This is a genomic window from Streptomyces mobaraensis, from assembly GCF_020099395.1.
GTDB lineage: Bacteria > Actinomycetota > Actinomycetes > Streptomycetales > Streptomycetaceae > Streptomyces.
On the sequence record NZ_CP083590.1, the window covers coordinates 6,881,232 to 6,903,446 of the forward strand.

12 protein-coding genes and 1 pseudogene are annotated in these 22,215 nt (G+C 75.1%); 9 read left to right on the forward strand and 4 right to left on the reverse strand.

Features of this window, described 5'->3' with window-relative positions; translation table 11 throughout:
- Positions 1 to 13: 13 nt before the first annotated feature.
- The 6 genes and pseudogenes from K7I03_RS30495 to K7I03_RS30520 form a co-directional block, all read left to right on the forward strand.
- Positions 14 to 7,651: pseudogene (locus tag K7I03_RS30495) on the forward strand (beta-ketoacyl synthase N-terminal-like domain-containing protein); the annotation flags it as partial.
- Positions 7,652 to 7,988: 337 nt separating this feature from the next.
- The gene (locus tag K7I03_RS30500; RefSeq protein WP_185940941.1) at positions 7,989 to 8,678 is read left to right on the forward strand and encodes a class I SAM-dependent methyltransferase; all 690 of its coding nucleotides are present in this window, start codon (positions 7,989 to 7,991) and stop codon (positions 8,676 to 8,678) included.
- Positions 8,679 to 8,695: 17 nt separating this feature from the next.
- Entirely contained in the window at positions 8,696 to 9,199 is a 504-nt protein-coding gene (locus tag K7I03_RS30505; RefSeq protein ID WP_185940942.1) for an SRPBCC family protein, read from the forward strand.
- A gap of 121 nt (positions 9,200 to 9,320) precedes the next feature.
- Positions 9,321 to 11,162 (forward strand): asparagine synthase (glutamine-hydrolyzing), encoded by a 1,842-nt coding sequence (asnB, locus tag K7I03_RS30510; RefSeq protein WP_185940943.1) that lies wholly within the window; start codon positions 9,321 to 9,323, stop codon positions 11,160 to 11,162.
- Positions 11,163 to 11,208: 46 nt separating this feature from the next.
- On the forward strand, positions 11,209 to 12,018 hold the full coding sequence (gene ubiG / locus K7I03_RS30515) for a bifunctional 2-polyprenyl-6-hydroxyphenol methylase/3-demethylubiquinol 3-O-methyltransferase UbiG (protein WP_185940944.1): 810 nt from the start codon (positions 11,209 to 11,211) through the stop codon (positions 12,016 to 12,018).
- Positions 12,005 to 13,786 carry an FAD-dependent monooxygenase gene (locus K7I03_RS30520; RefSeq protein ID WP_185940945.1) on the forward strand — a complete coding sequence of 594 codons (1,782 nt, stop codon included), beginning with the start codon at positions 12,005 to 12,007 and terminating at the stop codon, positions 13,784 to 13,786. The genes ubiG and K7I03_RS30520 overlap by 14 nt, the downstream gene beginning before the upstream one ends.
- An 82-nt stretch (positions 13,787 to 13,868) precedes the next feature.
- On the opposite strand, the gene K7I03_RS30525 is transcribed toward K7I03_RS30520, so the two are convergent.
- Together K7I03_RS30525 and K7I03_RS30530 are read right to left on the reverse strand one after the other, a co-directional pair.
- A complete protein-coding gene (locus tag K7I03_RS30525) occupies positions 13,869 to 14,225 on the reverse strand; it encodes a hypothetical protein (protein ID WP_185940946.1) in 357 nt (118 codons plus the stop codon).
- A gap of 68 nt (positions 14,226 to 14,293) precedes the next feature.
- Complete coding sequence (locus K7I03_RS30530; RefSeq protein ID WP_185940947.1) at positions 14,294 to 14,944, reverse strand: response regulator; 651 nt, start codon at positions 14,942 to 14,944, stop codon at positions 14,294 to 14,296.
- A gap of 162 nt (positions 14,945 to 15,106) precedes the next feature.
- On the opposite strand from K7I03_RS30530, the gene K7I03_RS30535 reads away from it, so the two are divergent.
- On the forward strand, positions 15,107 to 16,222 hold the full coding sequence (locus K7I03_RS30535) for an NYN domain-containing protein (protein WP_185940948.1): 1,116 nt from the start codon (positions 15,107 to 15,109) through the stop codon (positions 16,220 to 16,222).
- Positions 16,223 to 16,379: 157 nt separating this feature from the next.
- Here the strand turns inward: K7I03_RS30535 and K7I03_RS30540 are convergent, their stop codons facing one another.
- Positions 16,380 to 17,675 carry a sensor histidine kinase gene (locus K7I03_RS30540; protein WP_185940949.1) on the reverse strand — a complete coding sequence of 432 codons (1,296 nt, stop codon included), beginning with the start codon at positions 17,673 to 17,675 and terminating at the stop codon, positions 16,380 to 16,382.
- 268 nt (positions 17,676 to 17,943) lie between these two features.
- Between K7I03_RS30540 and K7I03_RS30545 the strand changes: the two genes are divergently transcribed.
- Together K7I03_RS30545 and K7I03_RS30550 are read left to right on the forward strand one after the other, a co-directional pair.
- Entirely contained in the window at positions 17,944 to 18,711 is a 768-nt protein-coding gene (locus K7I03_RS30545; RefSeq protein ID WP_185940950.1) for a phosphatase PAP2 family protein, read from the forward strand.
- A gap of 470 nt (positions 18,712 to 19,181) precedes the next feature.
- Positions 19,182 to 21,719 carry a serine/threonine-protein kinase gene (locus K7I03_RS30550; protein ID WP_185940951.1) on the forward strand — a complete coding sequence of 846 codons (2,538 nt, stop codon included), beginning with the start codon at positions 19,182 to 19,184 and terminating at the stop codon, positions 21,717 to 21,719.
- Here K7I03_RS30550 and K7I03_RS30555 read toward each other — a convergent pair.
- A complete protein-coding gene (locus K7I03_RS30555; protein ID WP_185940952.1) occupies positions 21,709 to 22,182 on the reverse strand; it encodes a nuclear transport factor 2 family protein in 474 nt (157 codons plus the stop codon). The genes K7I03_RS30550 and K7I03_RS30555 overlap by 11 nt on opposite strands.
- Positions 22,183 to 22,215: the final 33 nt, after the last annotated feature.

Here is a 22,215-nt window from a genome sequence, read left to right on the forward strand (position 1 = left end):
GGGTGTTACGTCCATGGGGACCGAGGAGAAGACCGCCGCCGCCGGCGGTGGCGTGCCACAGCGCACCGAGGACAAACTGCGCTACTACCTCAAGCGCGTCACCGCCGACCTGGGGGAGACCCGGCGCCGGCTGGAGGAACTGGAGGCCGTCGCCGGCGAACCGGTCGCCGTCGTCGGCATGGCCTGCCGCTTCCCGGGCGGCGTCGGCAGCCCCGAGGAGCTGTGGCGGCTGGTCGACGAAGGGCGGGACGCCGTCGAGCCGTTCCCCGCCGACCGCGGCTGGGACCTCGACGCGCTCTACCACCCGGACCCCGACCACCCGGGCACCTGCTACGCCCGCGAGGGCGGCTTCCTGCGCGACGCCGACCGGTTCGACGCCGGGTTCTTCGGCATCGGCCCCCGCGAGGCCCTCGCGATGGACCCGCAGCAGCGGCTGCTGCTGGAGACCTCCTGGGAAGCACTGGAACGCGCCGGGATCGACCCGGAGACGCTGCGCGGCAGCCGGGCCGGGGTCTTCGTCGGCACCGGCCACCAGGAGTACGGCGCCCTCCTCCAGCGCGCCACCGAGAACTTCGAGGGCTACCTGCTCTCCGGCAGCGCGGCCAGCGTCCTCTCCGGCCGGCTGTCGTACGTCCTCGGCCTGGAGGGCCCGGCCGTCACCGTCGACACCGCCTGCTCGTCGTCGCTGGTGACCCTGCACCTGGCCTGCCAGTCGCTGCGGCGCGGCGAGTCCACCGTGGCGCTGGCCGGCGGCGCGGCCGTCATGGCGTCGCCGGGCATGTTCGTCGAGTTCAGCCGGCAGCGGGGGATGGCCCCCGACGGCCGGTGCAAGGCGTTCGCCGCCGGCGCCGACGGGACGGGCTGGGGCGAGGGCGTCGGCATGCTCGTCCTCGAACGCCTCTCCGACGCGCGCCGGAACGGGCATCCGGTCCTCGCCGTCGTCCGCGGCTCGGCCGTCAACCAGGACGGCGCCTCCAACGGGCTCACCGCGCCCAACGGCCCGTCCCAGCAGCGCGTCATCTGGCAGGCGCTCGCCGACGCCCGGCTCTCCGCCCGCGACGTGGACGCCGTCGAGGCGCACGGGACGGGCACGAAGCTCGGCGACCCCATCGAGGCGCAGGCGCTGCTGGCGACGTACGGGCAGGACCGGCCCGCCGAACAGCCGCTGCTGCTCGGCTCGTTGAAGTCCAACATCGGCCACACACAGGCCGCGGCGGGCGTCGCCGGCGTCATCAAGACCGTGCTGGCGCTGCGGCACGGCGTCCTCCCGCGGACCCTGCACGTCGACGAGCCGACGCCGCACGTCGACTGGTCGGCCGGCGCCGTCGAGCTGCTGACCGAGCGGCGGGAGTGGCCGGACACCGGCCGCCCCCGGCGGGCCGGCGTGTCCTCCTTCGGCGTCAGCGGCACCAACGCCCACGTCATCCTGGAACAGGCGCCGGAGGACGAGCCGGCTCCCCGTACCGAGGACGCGGAGGTGCTGCCCTGGCTGCTGTCCGCCAAGAGCGCGGGCGCCCTGCGCGCCCAGGCCGAACGCCTCGCCGCGCACCTCGACGCCCGGCCGGACACCGACCCGGCGGCCGTCGGCTGGACGCTGGCCACCGGCCGCACCGCCTTCACCCACCGGGCCGTCGTCATCGGCGACCCCGGCGAACTCGCCGCCGGAGTACGAGACCTGGCGGCCGACGGTGCCGCGCCCGGCCTGGTCACCGGTGAGGCCGCCGGCACGCACGACGGCGCGGTCTTCGTGTTCCCCGGCCAGGGGTCGCAGTGGGCCGGCATGGCCGTCGGCCTCCTCGACACGAGCGCGGTCTTCCGGGAGAGCGCCGAGGCGTGCGAGCGGGCCCTGGCGCCGTTCGTCGACTGGTCGCTGACGGACGTCCTGCGCGGGGCGCCCGGCGCCCCCGGGCTGGAGCGTGTCGACGTCGTCCAGCCGGTGCTGTGGGCCGTGATGGTGTCGCTCGCGGCGCTGTGGCGGTCGATGGGCGTCGAGCCGGCCGGCGTCGTCGGGCACTCCCAGGGCGAGATCGCCGCCGCCTGCGTCGCGGGCGGCCTGTCACTGGAGGACGGCGCCCGGGTGGCCGCGCTGCGCTCCCGGGCCATCGGCGAGATCCTGTCCGGCACCGGCGGCATGGTGGCCGTCACCCTCGGCGCCGACGCCGTCGCCGAGCTGCTGGACGGTCTCGGCGACCGGGCGTCCGTCGCCGCCGTCAACGGGCCGCTGTCCACCGTCGTCTCCGGTGAACCCACCGCCCTGGACGAGCTGTTGGCCCGCTGCGAGGCGCGGGAGATCCGGGCCCGACGGGTCCCCGTCGACTACGCCTCCCACTCCGCCCAGGTCGAACGCGTCCGCGAACGCGTCCTCGCCGACCTGGCCGGCATCCGGCCACGCTCCGGGACCGTCCCCTTCCACTCCACGCTCACCGGGGAGACCGTCGACACCGCCGGGCTGGACGCCGATTACTGGTACCGCAACCTCCGCGAGACCGTCCGCTTCGAGCCCGTCGTCCGCGACCTGCTCGCCCAGGGGCAGGGCGCGTTCGTCGAGTGCAGCCCGCACCCCGTCCTCACCGTCGGCATCGAGGAGGCCGCGCAGGACGCGGACGTCCCCGCCGTCGCCGTCGGCTCGCTCCGCCGCGACGAGGGAGACTGGCGGCGCTTCCTCACCTCCCTGGCCGAGGCGCACACCCGCGGCCTCGCCGTCGACTGGACCCCGGCCTTCCCGCCCGCCGCCCGCCGCCTCACCGAGCTGCCCACCTACGCCTTCCAGCGGCGCGGCTACTGGGTCGAGACGCGCCCCGGCGACCGGGACCCGCTGGAGGAGCGGTTCTGGACGGCCGTCGCCGACGAGGACCACGACGGGCTCGCCGCCCTCCTCGAACTCGCCGACCCCAACGAACTGGCCCGCCTGGACGCCCTGTTGCCGACCCTGTCGGCCTGGTGGTCCCGGCGCGGCGAACGCGCGGGCGTGGCACGGGACGAGCCGGAGGAAGAGCCCGACACGGCCGCCACCGCGCTCCGTCGGCGGCTGGAAGGGCTGCCCGAGGCCGAACGGGTGCGCGTGCTGGTGGACTTGGTGGCCGCGCACGCCGTGGCGGTCCTCGGGCAGGACGTACGGGTCGAGCCCGCACGGCCGTTCAACGAGATCGGCTTCGTCTCGCTCACCGCCGTGGAGCTCCGCAACCGGCTGCGCGCGGCGACGGGCCTGCCGCTCCCGGCGACGGTGGTCTTCGACCACCCGACCCCGGAGGCGCTGAGCCGCAGGATCCTCGCCGGACTCCTCGGCGAGGACGCCCCGGACGCCCCGTCCGCCATGACCACGGCGGCCGGCGACGACCCGATCGCCGTCGTCGGCATGGCCTGCCGCTTCCCGGGCGGCGTCACGGGCCCGGACGACCTGTGGCGGCTGGTGGCCGACGGGCGCGACGCGATCACCACGTTCCCCGAGAACCGGGGCTGGGACCTCGAAGCCCTCTACCACCCCGACCCCGCCCACCCCGGCACCACCTACACCCGCGAGGGCGGCTTCATCGAGGGCGCCGACCGGTTCGACCCCGCGCTGTTCGGCATCAGCCCCCGCGAAGCCCTGGCCATGGACCCCCAGCAGCGGCTGCTGCTGGAGACCGCCTGGGAGGCGTTCGAACGGGCCGGCATCGACCCGACGTCGCTGCGCGGCAGCCGCACCGGCGTGTTCGCCGGCTCCAGCGGCCAGGACTACACCGCGCTGGCCGCCGGCGCGGCGGAGGGCCTGGAGGGGTACGTCCTCACGGGCAACGCCGCCAGCGTCATCTCCGGCCGCCTGGCCTACGCGTTCGGCCTGGAGGGCCCGGCCGTCACGGTGGACACCGCCTGCTCCTCCTCCCTGGTCGCCCTGCACCTGGCCTGCCAGTCGCTGCGCTCGGGCGAGTCGACGCTGGCCCTCGCGGGCGGCGTGACCGTGCTCTCGACGCCGCAGGCGTTCGTCGGGTTCTCCCGGCAGCGCGGGCTGGCGCCCGACGGCCGCTGCAAGGCGTTCTCGGCCGCCGCCGACGGCACCTCCTGGGGCGAGGGCGCCGGCCTGCTCCTCGTCGAGCGGCTCTCCGACGCGCGCCGCAACGGCCACCCCGTCCTCGCCCTGGTCCGGGGCACCGCCACCAACCAGGACGGCGCCAGCAACGGCCTCGCCGCCCCCAACGGCCCCTCCCAGCAGCGCGTCATCACCCAGGCCCTGGCCAACGCCGGCCTGACCCCGGCCGACGTGGACGCCGTCGACGCCCACGGCACCGGCACCCCGCTCGGCGACCCCATCGAGGCCCAGGCCCTGATCGCCGCCTACGGCAAGGAGCGGCCTGCCGGCCGGCCGCTGTGGCTGGGCTCGGTCAAGTCCAACATCGGCCACACGGCGGCCGCGGCCGGCCTGGCCGGCATCATCAAAATGATCAAGGCGATGGAACACGGCACCCTGCCCCGAACGCTCCACGCCGAAGAGCCCACCCCCCACGTGGACTGGTCGTCCGGCGCGGTGGCCCTCCTGACGGAGCCCCGCGACTGGCCCGAGCCCGGCCGCCCCCGCCGCGCGGCCGTCTCGTCCTTCGGCATCAGCGGCACCAACGCCCACGTCATCCTGGAACAGGCGCCGGGGGAGGGCGAGCCGGAGCGGGCGGAGGGCGTGAGGGCGCCGGAGTGCGGCGAGTCGCGGCTCGCCAGTGGTGCCTTCGCGTCCGCGAAGGGCGAGTCGGCGCCCGCGCAGGAAATGCCCGCACTCGCGGTGGGGGAGCCGGCGTCGGCCGAGGGCGTGCCGGCACGCGCGGAGGACGAGCCCGTGCCCGCCAGGGACGCGCTTGTTCCTGCGCAGGATGAATCCGGGCCCGTGACCGATGAGTCGGCGCCGGGCGAGGGCGTGTCCGCGCCCGCGAGGGACGAGTCGGCGCTCGTGGGGGCGGTGTCCGTGCTCGCGGTGGGGGAGCCGGCGCCGGCCGAGAGCGAGCCGGCGATGGACGATCGCGCGTCCACGCCGGCCGAGAGCGAGCCGGCGACCGCCGAAGGCACGTCCGTGCTCGCGGGTGCCGTGTCCGCGGCTGCGGATGGCAAATCGGTGCTCTCGGACCGTGTGTCCGCGCCCGCGAAGGGCGCAGCGGCCAACAGCGACGCGCGCGGGAACGGGCCCGGCCTCATCCCCTGCGTCCTCTCCGGCCGCGGTGAGCAGGCCCTGCGGGCCCAGGCCGAGCGGCTGCGCGCGTACGTCGCCGAGCGTCCGGGGCTGACGCCCCTGGACGTCGGGTACTCCCTCGCCACCACGCGCGGAGCGCTGGAGCACCGGGCCGCCGTGCTCGCGGCCGACCGCGACGGCCTGCTCGCCGGGCTGGCCGCGCTGGCCGCCGGCACCCCGGCGCCGCACGTCGTCCGCGACGTCGCCGCCGGCGGCCGGACGGCCTTCCTCTTCCCCGGGCAGGGCAGCCAGCGGCCGGGCGCCGGCCGGGCGTTGTACGCGGCGTTCCCGGCGTACGCGGAGGCGCTGGACGAGGTCTGCGGCCATCTGGACGCGCACCTCGAACGGCCGCTCATTGAGGTGCTGTTCGCGGACGAGGGGACGCCCGCCGCCGCGCTGCTCGACGACACCGCGTACACCCAGCCCGCCCTGTTCGCGACGGGCGTCGCGCTCGCCCGCCTGCTGGAGGGCTGGGGCGTCGTCCCGGACCGGCTCGGCGGGCACTCGATCGGCGAGCTGACCGCCGCCCACGTGGCCGGCGTGCTCTCCCTGGAGGACGCCTGCGCCCTGGTCGCCGCCCGCGGCCGGCTGATGGCGGCCTCCTCGCCGGACGGGGTCATGGTCGCGGTCGAGGCCGCCGAGGACGAGGTGACCGCCGCCCTGGCCGATGACGAAGGCGTGGGGATCGCGGCCGTCAACGGGCCCCGGGCGACCGTCATATCGGGCCGGCGCGAAGCCGTCGGGCGGGTCGCGGACCTGCTCGCCGCCCAAGGCCGCCGCACCAAGCGGCTGCGCGTGACGCGCGGGTTCCACTCGCCGCTGATGGACGACGTACTGGACGCCTTCCGTTCTGTCGCGGCCGGGATCGACTACCGCGCCCCCCGCGTCACCCTCGTGTCCAATGTGACCGGAGAGATCCTGGAGTCCGAGGAGGTGTGCACCCCGGAGTACTGGGTGCGGCACATCCGCCGCCCGGTGCGGTTCCACGACGGCGTCCGGCGGCTGGCCGCCGACGGCGTGACGACGTTCCTCGAACTCGGCCCCGGCGGCGTCCTCTCGGCGCTGGTCCGCGACGCCCTGGGCGGCGAGGACGGCGACACCGCCGCCGTACCGCTGCTCCGGCGCGGACACGACGAGGAGACGAGCCTGGTCACCGCCCTCGCCCGGGCCCGGACCCGAGGCGCGGCCGGACCCGGCTGGGCACGCTTCCACGCCGAACGCGGCGCCCGGCGCGTCGCGTTGCCCACCTATGCGTTCCAGCGGCAGCGCTACTGGCCCGACGTCGTCGCCCCCGCCATGCCGGGAACTCCCGTCACCGGAAGCCGTGTTCCTGCGATGGCCGAACCTGTCGCCGAGGGGCCGTCTCTGCGGGACCGCATCCTGCCCCTCTCCGGCGGCGAACGGGAGCGCATCGTCACCGAGTTGGTGGCCGCGCACATCGCGGCCGTGCTCGGCCACCCGACGACGGACGCTGTGGAGGCGAGCGTCGGCCTGCCCGAGCTGGGCTTCGACTCGCTCGCCGCCGCCGAGCTCCGTGCCGCCCTCCAGACCGCCACCGGCCTCAGCCTGTCCACCTCCCTGGTCTTCGACCACCCCACCCTCAAGGCGCTCGCCGCCCACCTGCTGGCCGCCCTGGAGGAGGGGCCGGCCGCCGCCGGGCAGGGGGCCGGCGACGGCACCCTCGCCGCGATGGCCCTGCGCGCCGGGGAACTCGGCGAGTTCGCCGCCTTCCAGGAGCTGCTGCGGACCGCCTCCCGCTACCGCCCGGTCTTCGGTGCCGGCGAGCGCCCGGCCGCGAGCCCGGAACCGGTGCGGCTTTCCAGGGGCCCGGCCGGCACCCGCCTGTTCTGCTTCCCGTCGTTCGCCGGCCGCTCCGGGGCCCACCAGTACGCCCGGCTCGCCGCGGCGGCCCACGACACGGCCGAGCTGTGGGCCCTGCCCGCCCCGGGCTTCACCCCGGGCGAGGACCTCCCCGGCACCCTGGAGGCGCTCGCCCGCCACCACGCCGAGGACGTCCGACGCAGCGCCTCCGACGGCCCGTTCGCCCTCCTCGGGCACTCGGCGGGCGGCTGGATCGCCCACGCCGTCGCCGCCCGGCTGGAGGCGCTCGGCACCCCGGCCCGCGCCGTCGTCCTGCTCGACAGCTACCTCCCCGGCAGCCCGGCACTGTCCGCGATCCAGGAGGAGATCGGCCGGCGGCTGCGCGACGGCGGCGGCTCCCTCGGCCCCGGCGACGACCGCTGGGACGACACCTGCCTGACGGCCATGGGCGGCTACGACCGGCTGTTCACCGACTGGCGGCCGGAGCCGCTCGCCACTCCGGTCCTGCACCTGCGGGCCGCCGCGCCGCTGGCCGCCTTCCCGGAGGGCCGGTGGCAGGCCGCCTGGCCCGCGGCGGACGCCACCGGCGAGGTACCCGGCGACCACTTCGGCCTGATCGGCGAGCACGCCGCCGGCACTGTGCGTACCGTCCTGGACCGGCTCGCCGACGCGGATGCCACCGACGCAGACGCCGCCGGTTCGAACGGCGCCGGGGCGCATGCCACCGACCCGCACGCCGTCGGCTCGCACACCGCCGGTCCGACCGGCATCGGTCCGAACGCCGTCGGTCCCAGCGGCACCGGTCCGAACGCGACCGGTCCGAACGCCGCCGAGCCACCGCAGCGCCGCTGAGCCGCCGAGCCACACCGCACGGCGGCGCCGCCCCACGCGACGCACCGGGTCCGGCGTACGAACGCCCCGCACACCCCACGACCACCACCCACCCGCACCACCGACAACAGCGAAGGACACCGCACTCATGAGCATCGATCAGGTCCGCCGGCCGGAACCCGTCGACCAGGACGTCCTCGACGGCCAGTCCGCCTACCACCGGCGCGCGCTCACCTTCTACGACCTGGTCGTCTTCCGCGGCAGCGCGCCCCTGTTCTGGCGCTGCTCGCCGCGCAACTTCCACCGGATGTACGCCACCTGCGCCGGCGAGAAGCACCTGGAGGTCGGGGTCGGCACGGGCTACCTGCTCGACAACTGCCCGTTCCCCACCCCCGACCCCGAGATCACCCTCGTCGACCTGAACCCCAACACCCTCGCGTTCACCGCCCGCCGCCTGCAGCGCTACCGCGTCACCCAGGTCCAGGGCAACGCCCTCGAACCGCTGCCCGTGCCCGACGCCTCCTACGACTCGGTCGCCCTCAGCTTCCTGCTGCACTGCATCCCCGGCAGCCTGCGCGAGAAGGGCATAGCCCTTCGCCACGCGGCGCGGGCCGTGAAGCCCGGCGGGTACGTCTTCGGCAGCACGATCCTCTCCCAGGGCGTCCCGGTCACCCGTGCCGGCCGCTCGCTGATGGACAAGCTCAACGCCAAGGGGGTCTTCCACAACCAGGAGGACAGCCTGGAGGATCTGCGCGACCAGCTCACCGAGCACTTCACCGACCACGACCTCGTCGTGCGCGGCTGCGTCGGCCTCTGGCGCGCCCGCACGACCGCCTGAGCACGGGGGACACGGCCATGGCACACCGCTGGTACCCCATCCTGGAGGCGGGCGACGCCTTCCTCACCTCGGCGCCCATGCGCCACACCCGCACCGTCGACCTGCCGTTCCCGCCCGAGGAGACCTGGGCGGTGCTGACCGGCGACGAGGCGTCGAGCTGGACCCGGGGCATGGAGAAGCTGACCTGGACCTCCGCACGGCCCTTCGGCGTCGGCACCACGCGCGAGATCAGCATGAGCGGCGACTTCGTCCTCAAGGAGCGCTTCTACCGCTGGGAGGACGGCCGCCGCAAGACCTTCACCGGGACCGCGGCCTCCCGTCCGATCTTCCGGCGGCTGGTCGAGGACTACGAGGTCGAGCCCACCGCGCACGGCTCCCGGCTGCGCTGGCGGTGGGCCGCCGAACTGCGCGCCCCCTGGAGTCTCCCGCTCGTACGGCACGCACTCGACCGGTTCTTCTTCGCGCCGACGGGCCGGTCGCACATCGACGGACTGCGCACGTACATGACGACCCGGCGCTGAGCCGGGCCGGCCGGAGCCCGGCACGGAAGGAAGGGCTCCGGCACTCGCACGCACTGAACGACAACCGAAGACCGACAACCGAAGACCGACACCGAACGACGGAAACGAGGGCTGGGCAACCATGTGCGGTATCGCAGGCTGGATCTCCTTCCAGCGCGACCTGGAGGGCGAAGGGCCCGTGCTGCGGGCCATGAACGACACGATGGTCTGCCGCGGCCCCGACGCGGAGGGCGCCTGGCTGTCCCGGCACGCCGCGCTCGGCCACCGCCGGCTGTCCGTCATCGACCTGGAGGGCGGCGTTCAGCCCATGGTCGCCGAGACGGACGACGGCCCGGTCGTCCTCACCTACAGCGGCGAGGCGTACAACTACACCGAGCTCCGCGCCGAACTCCGGCGTCGGGGCCACGAGTTCCGCACGGCCAGCGACACCGAGGTGGTCCTCCGCGGCTACCTGGAGTGGGGCCCCGGCGTCGCCGACCGGCTCAACGGCATGTACGCCCTGGGTATTTGGGACGGCCGCACCGAACGGCTCGTCCTGCTCCGCGACCGGCTCGGCATCAAGCCGCTCCACTACCACCTCACCAAGGACGGCGTGGTCTTCGGCTCCGAGGCCAAGACCGTGCTCGCCCACCCGCTCGTCGAACCGGTCGTCGACACCGACGGCTTCCGCGAGCTGTTCGGCTTCGTCAAGACCCCCGGCCGGTCGGTCTGGGCGAACCTGCGCGAGGTGCGCCCCGGCACCGTCGTCACCGTCGACCGCGGCGGCGTGCGCGAGCACGTCTACTGGACGCTGGAGGCGAAGGAGCACCGGGACGACACGGAGACCACCGTCCGCCGGATCCGCGAACTGCTGGACGACACCGTCGCCCGCCAGCTCGTCGCCGACGTCCCGCAGTGCGTCCTGCTCTCCGGCGGCCTCGACTCCAGCGCGCTCACCGCCCTGGCCGGCCGCCACCTCGCCACCCAGGGCAAGCAGGCCCGCACCTTCACCGTCGACTTCGTCCAGAGCGCGGAGTTCACCCCCGACGACCTCCACGAAACCCAGGACGCCCCCTTCGCCCGGGACGTCGTCCGCCACGTCGGCACCGTCCACCAGGACATCCGCCTCGACCACCGGCAGCTCGCCGACCCCGCCGTGCGCCGGGCCGTCGTCGCCGCACGCGACCTGCCGTTCGGCTTCGGCGAGGCCGACAACTCCCTCTACCTGCTGTTCAAGGCGATCCGCGAGCACTCCACCGTCGCCCTCTCCGGCGAGTCCGCCGACGAGGTCTTCGGCGGCTACCCCTGGTTCCACATCCCGGCCGTCCAGGAACAGCCCATGTTCCCCTGGGTCACCGCGTCCTCCCTGGACCCCTCCGGCCACCCCACCAAGCTCATCGACCCCGAGCTGCTGCTGCACACCCTGGACGTGCCCGGCTACTGGGCCCAGCGGTACGCCGACTCCGTGGCCGCGGTCCCCGAGGTGCCGGGGGAGGACGCGCACGAGCGTCGCATGCGCGAGTTCTGCCACGTGCACCTGACGAGCCTGCTGCCCATGCTCCTGGACCGCAAGGACCGCATGAGCATGGCCGTCGGCCTGGAGGTCCGCGTCCCCTTCTGCGACCACCGGATCGTCGAGTACGTCTACAACACCCCGTGGGCCATGAAGACCCACGACGGCCGCGAGAAGAGCCTGCTCCGGGCCGCCACCGCCGACGTCCTGCCGCGCTCCGTCGTCGAGCGCGTCAAGGCCCTCTACCCCCGGACGCAGGAGCTCGGCTACGTCTCCGCCCTCCAGGCGCAGGTCTCCGAGCTGCTGGCCGAGGACCACCAGGCCGTCGGCTTCTTCGACGGCGCCGCCCTCCGCGAGGCCGCCCACGGCGCGCCCGAGGCCGTCCGGCGCGACGCGCGCGACGCGTTCGAGCGCGTCCTCGACCTGGCCGTCTGGCTGGACGTCCGCCGTCCGGTCGTCAAGCTCACCTGATCACCACCTCTCCGCCCCTCCCGCCCCCGACCCCTGAGGAATCCCCGTGAAGGACGCCCCCGTGAAGGTCAACAACGCGGTCTACGACCGCCCGGACTCCTGGTGGCGCGACGACCGCCCGTTCGCCACCCTCCAGGAGTTCACCCCCGCCCGCTTCGCCTACTTCCACGACGTCCTCACCCGCCGGCTGCGGATGGACCTCGACGGGCTGAACGTCCTCGACATCGGCTGCGGCGGCGGCCTGCTCGCCGAGGAGTTCACCCGGGCCGGCTGTCGCGTCACCGGCATCGACCCGTCCCAGCCGTCCCTGGACGCGGCCGCCGCGCACGCGAAGGAGCAGGGCCTCGACATCACCTACCGGCAGGGCACCGCCGAGGAACTCCCGTTCGAGGACAGCAGTTTCGACCTCGTCTACTGCTGCGACACCCTGGAGCACGTCACCGACGTCGACCGCGCGGTCGCCGAGGCGTCCCGGGTGCTGCGGCCCGGCGGCCACTACCTCTACGACACCATCAACCGGACCTTCGCCTCCTGGCTGGTCATGGTGAAGATGGCGCAGGACTGGCCGTCCGTCAGCTGGGCGGAGAAGGACCTGCACGTCTGGCGGCAGTTCATCAAGCCCGACGAGCTCTACCGGGTCTTCGGCCGGCACGGCCTGCGCAACAAGGGCCAGGTCGGCTTCTCCTCCAGCCGCGGCCGGCTGGAGGTGCTGCGGCTGCTCCGCCGTCGGGCGCGCGGCCACATCTCGTACGGCGAACTCGGCCGGGAGTTCCGGCTCGGCACCAGCACCGACATCTCCGTCATCTACGCCGGGTACGCCCGCAAGGCAGGGGGGAGCACGGATGCCGGCCTCTGACCCCGGCGGGGACGCCGCCGACGTCCGGGTACCGGTCCTGGTCGTGGGCGGCGGCCCGGCCGGCCTCGCCGCGTCCCTCGCCCTCTCCCGGTACGGCGTCCGCCACCTCCTCGTCAACAAGCACCGCGGCACCGCGCACACGCCCCGCGCCCACCTGCTCAACCAGCGCACCGGCGAGATCTTCCGCGATCTCGGCGTCGAGCGGCGGGTCCTGGACCGGGCCACCCCGCCCGAACTCCTCGCCAACCACGTGTTCATGTCCACCTTCACCGGCCCCGAGGTCGCCCGGCTCGACGCGTACGGCAACGGGCCGGACCGGATCGGGGACTACCGGGCGGCCAGCCCCGCCCTGATGTGCAACCTGCCGCAGCACCTGCTGGAACCGGTCCTCGTCGAGGCGGTCGAGGAGGCCGGCGTCGGCGAGCTCCGGTTCGGGCAGGAGTTCCTGTCCCTGACGCAGGACGAGAAGGGCGTCACCGCGCTCGTCCGCGACCGGGGGACCGGCCGCGAGTACACCGTCCGCGCCGACTACCTCATCGGCGCGGACGGCGCCCGCAGCGGCGTCCTGCGGGAGCTCGGCCTCGGCCTCACCGGCGCGCAGGGCGTCGCCCGGGCCGTCTCCGTCTGGTTCGAGGCCGACCTGAGCCGCTACGCCGCCCACCGGCCCGGCATCCTCTACGTCGGCGCGGTCCCCGGCCGGCCCCCGACCGACGGCCGCGTCTTCGTCAGCGTCCGCCCCTGGGACGAGTGGGTCTTCCTCACCTTCCCGCACCCGGACGCGCCCCTCGACCCCGACGACCACGAGGCGATCCGGGCGCGGATCCTGGAGAGCATCGGCGACGACTCCGTCACCGTCCGCATCAAGGACGTCTCGCCCTGGGACGTCAACGGCACGGTCGCCGAACGGTACGGATCCGGGCGGGTGTTCTGCGTCGGCGACGCCGTCCACCAGGGGCCGCCCACCAACGGGCTCGGCCTCAACTCGGCGGTCGCCGACTCGTTCAACCTCTGCTGGAAGCTCAAACTCGTCCTCGACGGACCGGCCGGCCCCGAGCTGCTGGACACGTACCACAGCGAACGCCACCCGGTCGGACAGCAGGTCGTCGACCGTGCCTTCCGCAGCATGGCCGACCTGCTGGCCGTCCCCGAGGCGCTGGGCTTCACCGAGGGGCAGAGCGCGGACGAGCAGCGGCGCATCCTGGAGTCGCTGCACGACGACACGGAGGAGGCCCGGGCCCGCGCGGCGGCCCTGACCGCCGCCACCCGCCGGATGAACTACCAGGTCAACGCGCACGGCGTCGAACTCGGCTACCGCTACCGGGACGGCGCCACCGTCCCCGACACCCCCGAACCGGACGCCGACCGCGACCCCGAGCTCTACTACCGGCCCACCACCTGGCCCGGCGCCCACCTCCCGCACGCCTGGCTGGAGGACGGCCGGCGCGCCCTCTCCACCCTCGACGTCGTCGGACGCGGCGCGTTCGTCCTCCTCACCGGCCCCGGCGGCGAACCCTGGCACGCCGCCGCCCACGAGGCCGGCCGCCGCACCGGCGTCCCGGTGACGGTCCGCACCATCGGCACGCCCGACGACCTGCGCGACCCGTACGGCCAGTGGGCGCGCGTCCGGGAGGTCGGCCCGGACGGCTGCGTCCTGGTCCGGCCGGACGCGCATATCGCCTGGCGCGCGACGGACGGCTCACGGGCGGGCGAACTGCCGGACGTCATGGCGAGGTTGCTGCGCGTCCGAGGGGAGGACGCGGAGGGCTGACCTCCACCGGCCGGGCCACCGGGGCCCGGCCGGTGGCGCACCGCACGTACTCGCCGTTCCCCGCGGTGGCGGTCCCGGTGCCTCACGATCCCGGAGCGGCGGCCTCCCGTTCGGCGAGGAACGCGTCGAGCAGTTCGAAGAGCACCCGGAGGACGTGGGCCTCCTGATCCGGCGTCAGGTCCTCACCGCCGTGCCACCCCGGCAGGGCGATCCGCCGGATCTGCGCTTGCCAGACGAGGTTGGCGCCGGCCTGGTGGTGCGCCGTCAGCCATTCCCGCCAGCCCGTCAGGCCCGGCCCGCCGTACCGCTGGGCCGCGTGGTCGTAGCCCGCCAGGAAGGCGGTCACGCCGGCGAGGGACGGGGGGCCGAGGTACATGCCGGGCCGCTTGGCGAACAGCCCCAGGTACTCGCGCTCGCTCATGTCGTTCGGATGCGTCATGCCCGGATCCCTCCGCTGTGGTCGCTCCGTCGAGGAGGCGGGACCGCCGCCCCGCGCTCCGGCCGCCGTCAGGAAGCCGCCCGGTTGTCCCACGCCCACGCCGCGATCCCGACCCGGTTGCGGACGCCGAGCTTGCGCTGGACGTGGGCGAGGTGTGTCTTCACCGTGCCGGGGGAGATGAAGAGTTCGGCGCCGATCTCGGCGTTCGTCAGGCCCTTGGCCACGAACCGGGCGATCTCCGCCTCCCGTTCGGTCAGCGCCTCGGCGGGCGGCTCCGCGCGCGGCGGCTCGGGCGCCCGCAGCTGCCGCAGCAGACGGACCGTCACCGACGGGCTGACCATGGCGTCCCCGGCCATCGCCGCCCGGACCGCCTCCACCAGCAGCGTCGGGCTCGACCGCTTGAGCAGGAAGCCGCAGGCCCCGTTGCGGAGGGCCGTGTGCACGTACTCGTCGAGGTCGAACGTCGTCACCACGACCACCCGCAGCGGATCCGGCACGTCCGGGCCCGCCAGCAGCCGGGTGACCTCCAGGCCGTCCAGCCGCGGCATGCGGATGTCCGCCAGGACGACGTCCGGCCGCAGCCGGCCGGCCAGTTCGACGGCCTGCCGCCCGTCCTCGGCCTCACCGACGACCTCCATGTCCGGCTGCGAGTCGAGGATCAGCCGGAAGCCGATGCGGACCGCTTCCTGGTCGTCGGCGAGGAGTATGCGGGTGCTCATGATCGTCACGGTAGCGGCCCTCCGCCGGGCGGCATACCCCGGGCCCGGCGGCGGCGCCCGGAGTCTGCCGATCGGCAGATGTGCCGGACCGGCCCCGGACGGGAGGGTGGTCACCGCACCGGTGGACAGGACCGCCGGTCGGGGACGAGGAGACAGACCGCCATGAGCGCACAGGTGACCACCACGGAACCGGTCCGGGACGGCGTGACCGAGCCGCCCCCGGGAGCGTCCCGGGAGCGGTGGCGGTCCCGGTGGCCGGTCTGGTCCGGCTGCCTGGCGGCCCTGTGGTCCCTGCTGTACGGCGCCGCGGGCCTCTACTGGGCGGCGGGCGGCGCCGGTTACCCCTTCGCCAAGGTCGAGGACGACCGCGCCTCCGCCTCCCTGCTGGAACCCAGCCGGGCGGAGATCGTCGGACCGGTGATCGCGGCGGTCGGCGCGGCGGGCGTCGTCGCGGGTGTGCTGATGGCCCGGGGCGTGGGCAAGGGCCGGGCCCGGACCTGGCTGCTCGCCTACGGGTGGACCTCGGCCTGCGTGATGGCCTTCGCCGTCCCCGACTACTCCCTCCTCGGACTGCTGGTCTTCGCGCCGCTGCTGGTGGTGTTCGCCTTCACCGGGGTGCCCGGTCCGCAGGACGGGGTCGGGGACGTCCTCTACTGGCACCGCGGCAACCTGATCATCATCTTCGCCGGGGGCCTGCTGTGGGCCGCCGCCACCCTCGCCTACCAGTGGCGCACCGCGCACCGCTGCACGGCCTGCGGCCGGTCCCGGCACGGCACCGCCCGCTGGACGACACCCGAGGCCACGCGCCGCTGGGGCCGCTGGGCGGTGTACACCGCCGCCCTCTCCTCCGTCCCCTACGACTTCACCCGCCTCGCCTGGTACTTCGGCTGGCCCCTCGGCATCACCCGGGAGTTCCTGGAGGACATGCGGGACACTCCCGGCATGCTGGAGATCGGCCTCGGCCTCGGTCTCCTCTCCACCGCCGGCGGTCTCCTCACCCACGGCCTCATCAGCCGCTGGGGCGAGGTCTGGCCCCGCTGGGTGTGGTGGAAGGCGGGCAAGCGCGTCCACCCCCTCACGGCCGTCATTCCCGCCACCGTCGTGGCCCTCGTCCTCGTCCCCGGCGGCCTGATGAACGCCCGCCACGTCACCGCCGAGATGTGGGGCGCCAACGGCCCCGGCATCCTCTGGACCGTCTGGGGCCTGGCCCTGGGCGCCGCGACCCTCGCCTACCACCTCCGCCGCCGCGGGGCGTGCACCCGCTGCGGACGCGCCTGAACGAGAACCGGCCGGAAGGCGACGACACGCGAGGGCGGCTCCCCCGGTGGGAGCCGCCCTCGCGTGTCGCGCGTGTACGCACGCGGCGGGCGCTCGGGGCCGGCGAGCGCCTCGGCCGGGCAGGGGGAACGGGGCGCCCCCCCATACCGCAACCCCTTCACCACCGCAACGGAAACTCCGCCCGCACCTCCCACCCCTCACCCTCACTGGACCCCCCCGCCGTCAACACCCCACCCAACGTCTCCACCCGCTCGGCAAGCCCCGCCAGCCCCAACCCACCCCGCCGCTCACCGGCCAACGGCCGGCCCGCACGTGCCCCGGCCGCGCCGCGCCCGGAGTCCGTGACCGAAACGGACAACGACGGCCCCGCCGTGCCGCCCTCGCGGGACCCGAGGAGCCCGCCGCCCCCGCAGGACAGGACGACCCGCACCCGTTCCGCCCCGGGAGCGTGCCGCCGCACATTGGTCAGCGCCTCGACGACGACGCGGTGCACGGTCGCCGCGACCTCGCGCGGCACGTCCGCCCGCCGCTCGGGCGGCAGTTCGTCCGTCAGCCGGATGTCCGCCGTGCCGGACGCCCGGAACCGGTCCACGACCCCCGGCACGTCGTCCAGCCCGTACGCCGCCGCCCGGGCACCGGCGTCGTCGGCCACCGACGCGTCCTTGCCGGCGCCGGCGGCGGAAAGCCGCCCGTCCCCGTCCCGCAGCATGTGCACCGTACGGTCCATGGCCCCCAACGCCCGCACCCCCGCCTCCTCGATCCGCCGGAGCAGCGCCGGAACCTGGTCCGGCCGTGCCTCGTGCACGACCTGCGCGGCCTGGGCGAGGGCGACGATGCCGGAGACGTCATGGGCCACGAAGTCGTGGAGATCGGCGGCGAGTTCGAGCCGCTGGGCCCGCCGGGCCTCCCGCACACCGCGCGCCCGCCGCTCCCGTGCCGTGTACAGGGCGGTGCCGAGCGCGCCGGCGGCCAGCGGGCCGGCCGACAGGAACAGGGACTGCCCGGCGGCCTCCAGCGCCCCGTCGTAGGCGCCCGCCCGCAGCAGCAGCGTGGACACGGCCGCCCCCAGAACCAGCCAGAGCCCGGCCGACCGCCAGGGCGGAAGCGCCCGGGTGACGAGGAGGACGAGCCAGGTGCCGGACGCGTACTCGACGAGGGCCAGCTTGATCGCGGGGGACCCTTCGGCGGTCGCGCCGGGACCGGCGAGCACGGTGCCGAGCCCGCACACCGCCGCCACGGCCACCGCCGTCAGGGCGAGCCGGCGCGCGTCGCGGGGCCACCAGCCCGTCGTCGCCAGGGTGAGCAGGGCCGACACCGTCATCGTGCCGACCGCCGTCCCCCCGGCACCGGGCAGCGCCGCGGCACCCGCCGCCGCCACTCCCGCCCCCGCGGTGCCGCAGCCGGCCCTGACGACGGTCCGGCGGCCGGGCCGCCACTTCCTTGTGCGCTCCATCCGCGGGAGTCTAGGCCGACCAAGATCCACTGTCGTCGGGGCGGGGCGCGGGGCCAGACGGATCCGGCAGCGGAGAGCGACGTTCCGATCACGCATAGCGGTCAAGGGACCCCGGTGTGACCGCCGCGCTTGGGGAGACACCCGTCCGCACGTGTAGTTTTTGTAGTACGGCCGCACCGGTCATCCCGGAGCATGCGGCACGTACTCGTCATCAAGCGCGTGCTGCCGCCCCCGGCGCCGCCATGCCGATACGAAGGACGCCCCACCCATGCCCTACGTGCGCCACTGGTTGCGCAATTCCGTCCTGTTGTTCGTGGCAGCGATCGTGCTCGGCATGACCGCCGCGCACACGTCGCTGATCCAGCCGCACGACCTGGACCTGGACCGCACCATCCAGACGAACACCCGCACCGGCTGGCTGAACGACGTGATGGAGGGCGTGAGCTACCTCGCCTCGCCCGTCGCGGGCGTGATCATCCTCGCGCTGTGGACCGGCTGGCTGCTGATCGCCCGGCGGCGGCCGATCCAGGCCGTCGCCACGTTCCTCGTGGTGGCGGTCGGCTGGAACAGCACCCAGATCGCCAAGGCCCTCGTGGCCCGCGACCGGCCGCCGCGGCAGTTCTCCCTCGACCCGGAGATCGGCTCCAACAGCTTCCCCAGCGGCCACACGGCCTTCACCGTCGCGGTGGCCGTCGCCGTGTACTTCCTCTTCCGCGAGTCCCGCCACCGCCGTACCGTCGCGGTCTGCGGCGTCCTCGCGGTACTGCTGGTCGCCTTCTCGCGGATGTACATCGGCGCCCACTACCCGACCGACACCTTCGGCTCGGTCCTGGTCGCCGGGTCGGCGATCTTCTTCGTGACGGGCATCTGGCACGTCTGGATCCTTCCGCGGGTGGACCGGCTGCCGCTGCTGAGCCGCTTCGGCCTGGAGCAGGAGCGCGCCGAGCTGGAGGCCCGGGAGGGCGGCCACGCCGCCGTACCGGGCCCGGGCGGCCCGCGCCGCCCCGGCCGCCACCGCAGGCACGCCGCGCGCTGACCGCCACCCGCCGAGCCCCCGAGGGCCCGCCGCCTCCGCACCCGGAGCCGGCGGGCCCTCGGTCTTTCCGGGCCCCCCGCGAGCCCGGGAGGGACGGGCCGGGCCGCCGGTGGGTCATCGCTTCGCACGGACGCCGGAGAGGCCTTTACGCTGTTCGCCTTCCGCCTGTGCCCGTTCCGGGCCAAGCGCTGTGTTTCGCTCGTCCCAGGGCGCGGCCAACCGGGAGGCGTTCACCGGCGTCCTCTGATGGACCGGCGCCACCCTCGAGTGGACCGGCGGCACCCTCGCGACGATGTGGGCCCTGATGTTCTCTTTGCCCGAGGGTGCGGAGAGCCGGGGCGGGTGAGCCGGTTCCCCACGGCGGCGGCACCGCCCCGGTGCCGCCGCCCTACAAGCGGCTGGGGGAGCCCGCCATACTTGGGGGAGGCCGGGGGCGGCGCGGAGGCAACGACGGGGGCGGCGGGGCGGGGATGGCGGAGACCAGGCTGATCCAGGGCCGGTACCAGCTGCTCGACCGGATCGGGCGGGGCGGCATGGGAGAGGTGTGGCGCGCCCGCGACGAGTCCCTGGGCCGGCACGTGGCCGTCAAATGCCTCAAACCGCTCGGCCCGCGGCACGAACCGTCCTACCTTCGGGTGCTCCGTGAGCGCTTCCGCCGCGAGGCCCGCGTCGCGGCGGCGCTCCAGCACCGCGGCATCACCGTCGTCCACGACTTCGGCGAGAGCGACGGCGTCCTGTACCTGGTGATGGAGCTCCTCGACGGGCGCAACCTCAGCCAGCTCCTGGAGGACAACAAGCAGCACCCGCTCCCCGTCCCCGAGGTCGTCGACATCGCCGAACAGGTCGGCGCCGCCCTCGCGTACACCCACCGGCAGGGCATCGTCCACCGCGACCTCAAACCGGCCAACATCATGCGGCTGACGGACGGCACGGTGAAGATATGCGACTTCGGCATAGCGCGCCTGGGCCACGACATCGGTTTCACGGCCCGGCTGACGGGGACCGGCATCGCCATGGGCACCCCGCACTACATGTCGCCCGAACAGATCGGTGGGGGCGGCGTCGACCACCGGAGCGACCTGTACTCGCTGGGCTGCGTGCTGTACGAGATCGCCACCGGCACCCCGCCGTTCGACATGGACGACGCCTGGGCGGTCCTCGTCGGCCACCGCGACACCCCGCCCACGCCCCCGCGCGACCTCCGCCCGGAGCTGCCGCCGGCGTTCGAGGACGTCGTCCTCAACCTGCTCGCCAAGGAGCCCGACGACCGTCCCGACGACGCGGCGGAGCTGGTCCGGCGGCTGACCGGCGCGCGGCCCGGAACGCGCGCGGGCGGGATCGCGTACGCCGGCGACGCGTCGTACCCGGCCGGCCCTTCGTACACCGCCGACTCCCCGAACCCTGCCGACTCCTCGTACACCGCCGACACTCCGTACACCGGCGGCGGCGCTTCCTCCACCCGCGGCACTCCCACTCGCGGCACTTCCTCCACCCGTGGCGCATCCTCCACACGCGGCGCTTCCCCCTCCCACCCGCGCCTCCTGTCCGAACCGCCGCCCCGGCTCCCGGCCTGGGCGCGGCACATGACCACCGGTTCGAAGGCCGCCGGCACCGGTGCCACGGCGCTCCCGCCGGACCCCTCCGCCGTGCTGACCGGCGCCTGGACGGTCCCGTGGAGCGGCCGGAAGGACGGAGTGGACGGCACGGGCCGCCGCGGGCCCACCGCTTCGGCGTGGGAGCCGGGCGCCGACCCGCGCCGGTCGTCCGCCGGCTCGGGAGCGTTCCCCTCCGCCGACGGCACCACCGCCGGTTCCGCCGGGGCGGAACGCCCGTCCCCGACGGCTCCCGCCCCCGTCCCCCCGGACGTGCTGGACGCACTCGCCGCCCGGCACAGCGGCGGCCTCCGCCTCGGCCGCGCCGGACGCTGGGCGGAGGCGGACGAGACGCACCGCGCCGTGCTCGCCGAACGCGAGCGGCTGCTCGGCCCCGACCATCCCGACACGCTCGCCAGCCGCTACGAGGTCGCGTTCTCGCTCAGCCGGCTCGGCCGCCCGGAGGAGGCGCTCCGCGAGTTCGCCCGTACCGCCTCCGCCCGCTCCCGCACCCTCGGCCCCGACCACCCCGACACGCTCGCCGCCCGGCAGGAGACGGCGTACGTCCTCGGCCGGCTCGGCCGCCACTTCGAGGCCCGGGAGGTGTACGCGGACGTCCTGGCGGCCCGCGAACGCATCATGGGCCCCGACCACCCCGACACCCTCCGCTGCGGCCACAACCTCGCCTTCAGCCTCGGCAGACTGGGCCTGCTGGAGGAGGCGTACCGCATGGCGCACGACGTGGCCGCCGCGCGGGCCCGGGTGCTGGGCGGGGACCATCCCGACACCCTCGTCACCCGCTACGAGGTCGCCTACACGCTGGGCCAGCTCGACCGGTGGAGCGACGCCCTCCGCACGTACCGCGAAGTGGCGGCGGCCCGCACCCGCGTCCTCGGCCCGGACCACCCGGACACCCTGGCCGCCCGCTACGAGGCCGGCATCTGCCTGGGCCGCCTCGGGCGCAGTACGGAAGCGCTGGAGCTGTACCGCGCGCTGATCGAGGACCGCACCCGCGTCCAGGGCCCCGCCCACCCCGACACCCTCCGCGCCCGGCACGGCATGGGCGTCAACCTCGGCCGCCTCGGCCGGTGGGAGGAGGCCCTCGCCGAGGCCCGCGACGTCTGCGCCATCCGCGCCCGCGTGCTCGGCGCCGACCATCCCGACACCCTCGTCAGCCGCCGCGAGGTGGCCGTCGGCCTGGGCTGGCTCGGCCGCTGGACGGACGCCCTGGCCGTCTACCGCGACGTCGCCCAGGCGCGCCAGCGCGTCCTGGGCGCGGACCACCCCGACGCGCTCGCCAGCCGCAACGACGAGGCCCGCTGCCTCCAGCAGCTCGGCCGCACGGCGGAGGCGGCGGAGCTGTACCGCCAGGTCGCGGCCTTGCAGCAGACCCGGGCGGCCCGCCTCAGGCGGTGAACGCCCGGGCGACGGCCAGACTGTCCTCGTACACGTGATGCCGCGTCACCAGACCGTTCCCGACGGTGAGATGGAAGGCGAACCGCGCCCGGTAGCGCCGCCCCGTCGGCCGGGCCGTCAGCCGCAGCTCGCCGGTGACGACCGCGTCCGCCCCGTCGACGAGCACCCGCTCGATCCGGGTGTCCGCCTCCTCGGGCACGTGATGCGCCCCGATCTCCCGGTAGTGCGCCGCCGCGTCCGCCCGGCTCGACCGCTCCCGGATCCACGGCGTCTCCGCCCGCCCCAGCTCCTCCGCCGGCCAGTCCAGCGCCCAGTCCGCCCCGTCCGCGTACAACTCCGCGATGCGCTCCGGGTCTCCGTCGGCGATCCGCCGGAGCAGCTCGTCGACGACGGCCCGGGTGGCGGCGGTGGTGTCGGCGGAGGTGTCGGTGGCGTTGCCGGTGGCGGGGGCTGCGGTGCTCATGGCGCTCTCCTGGTTCCTTGACGCGGGCCGCGC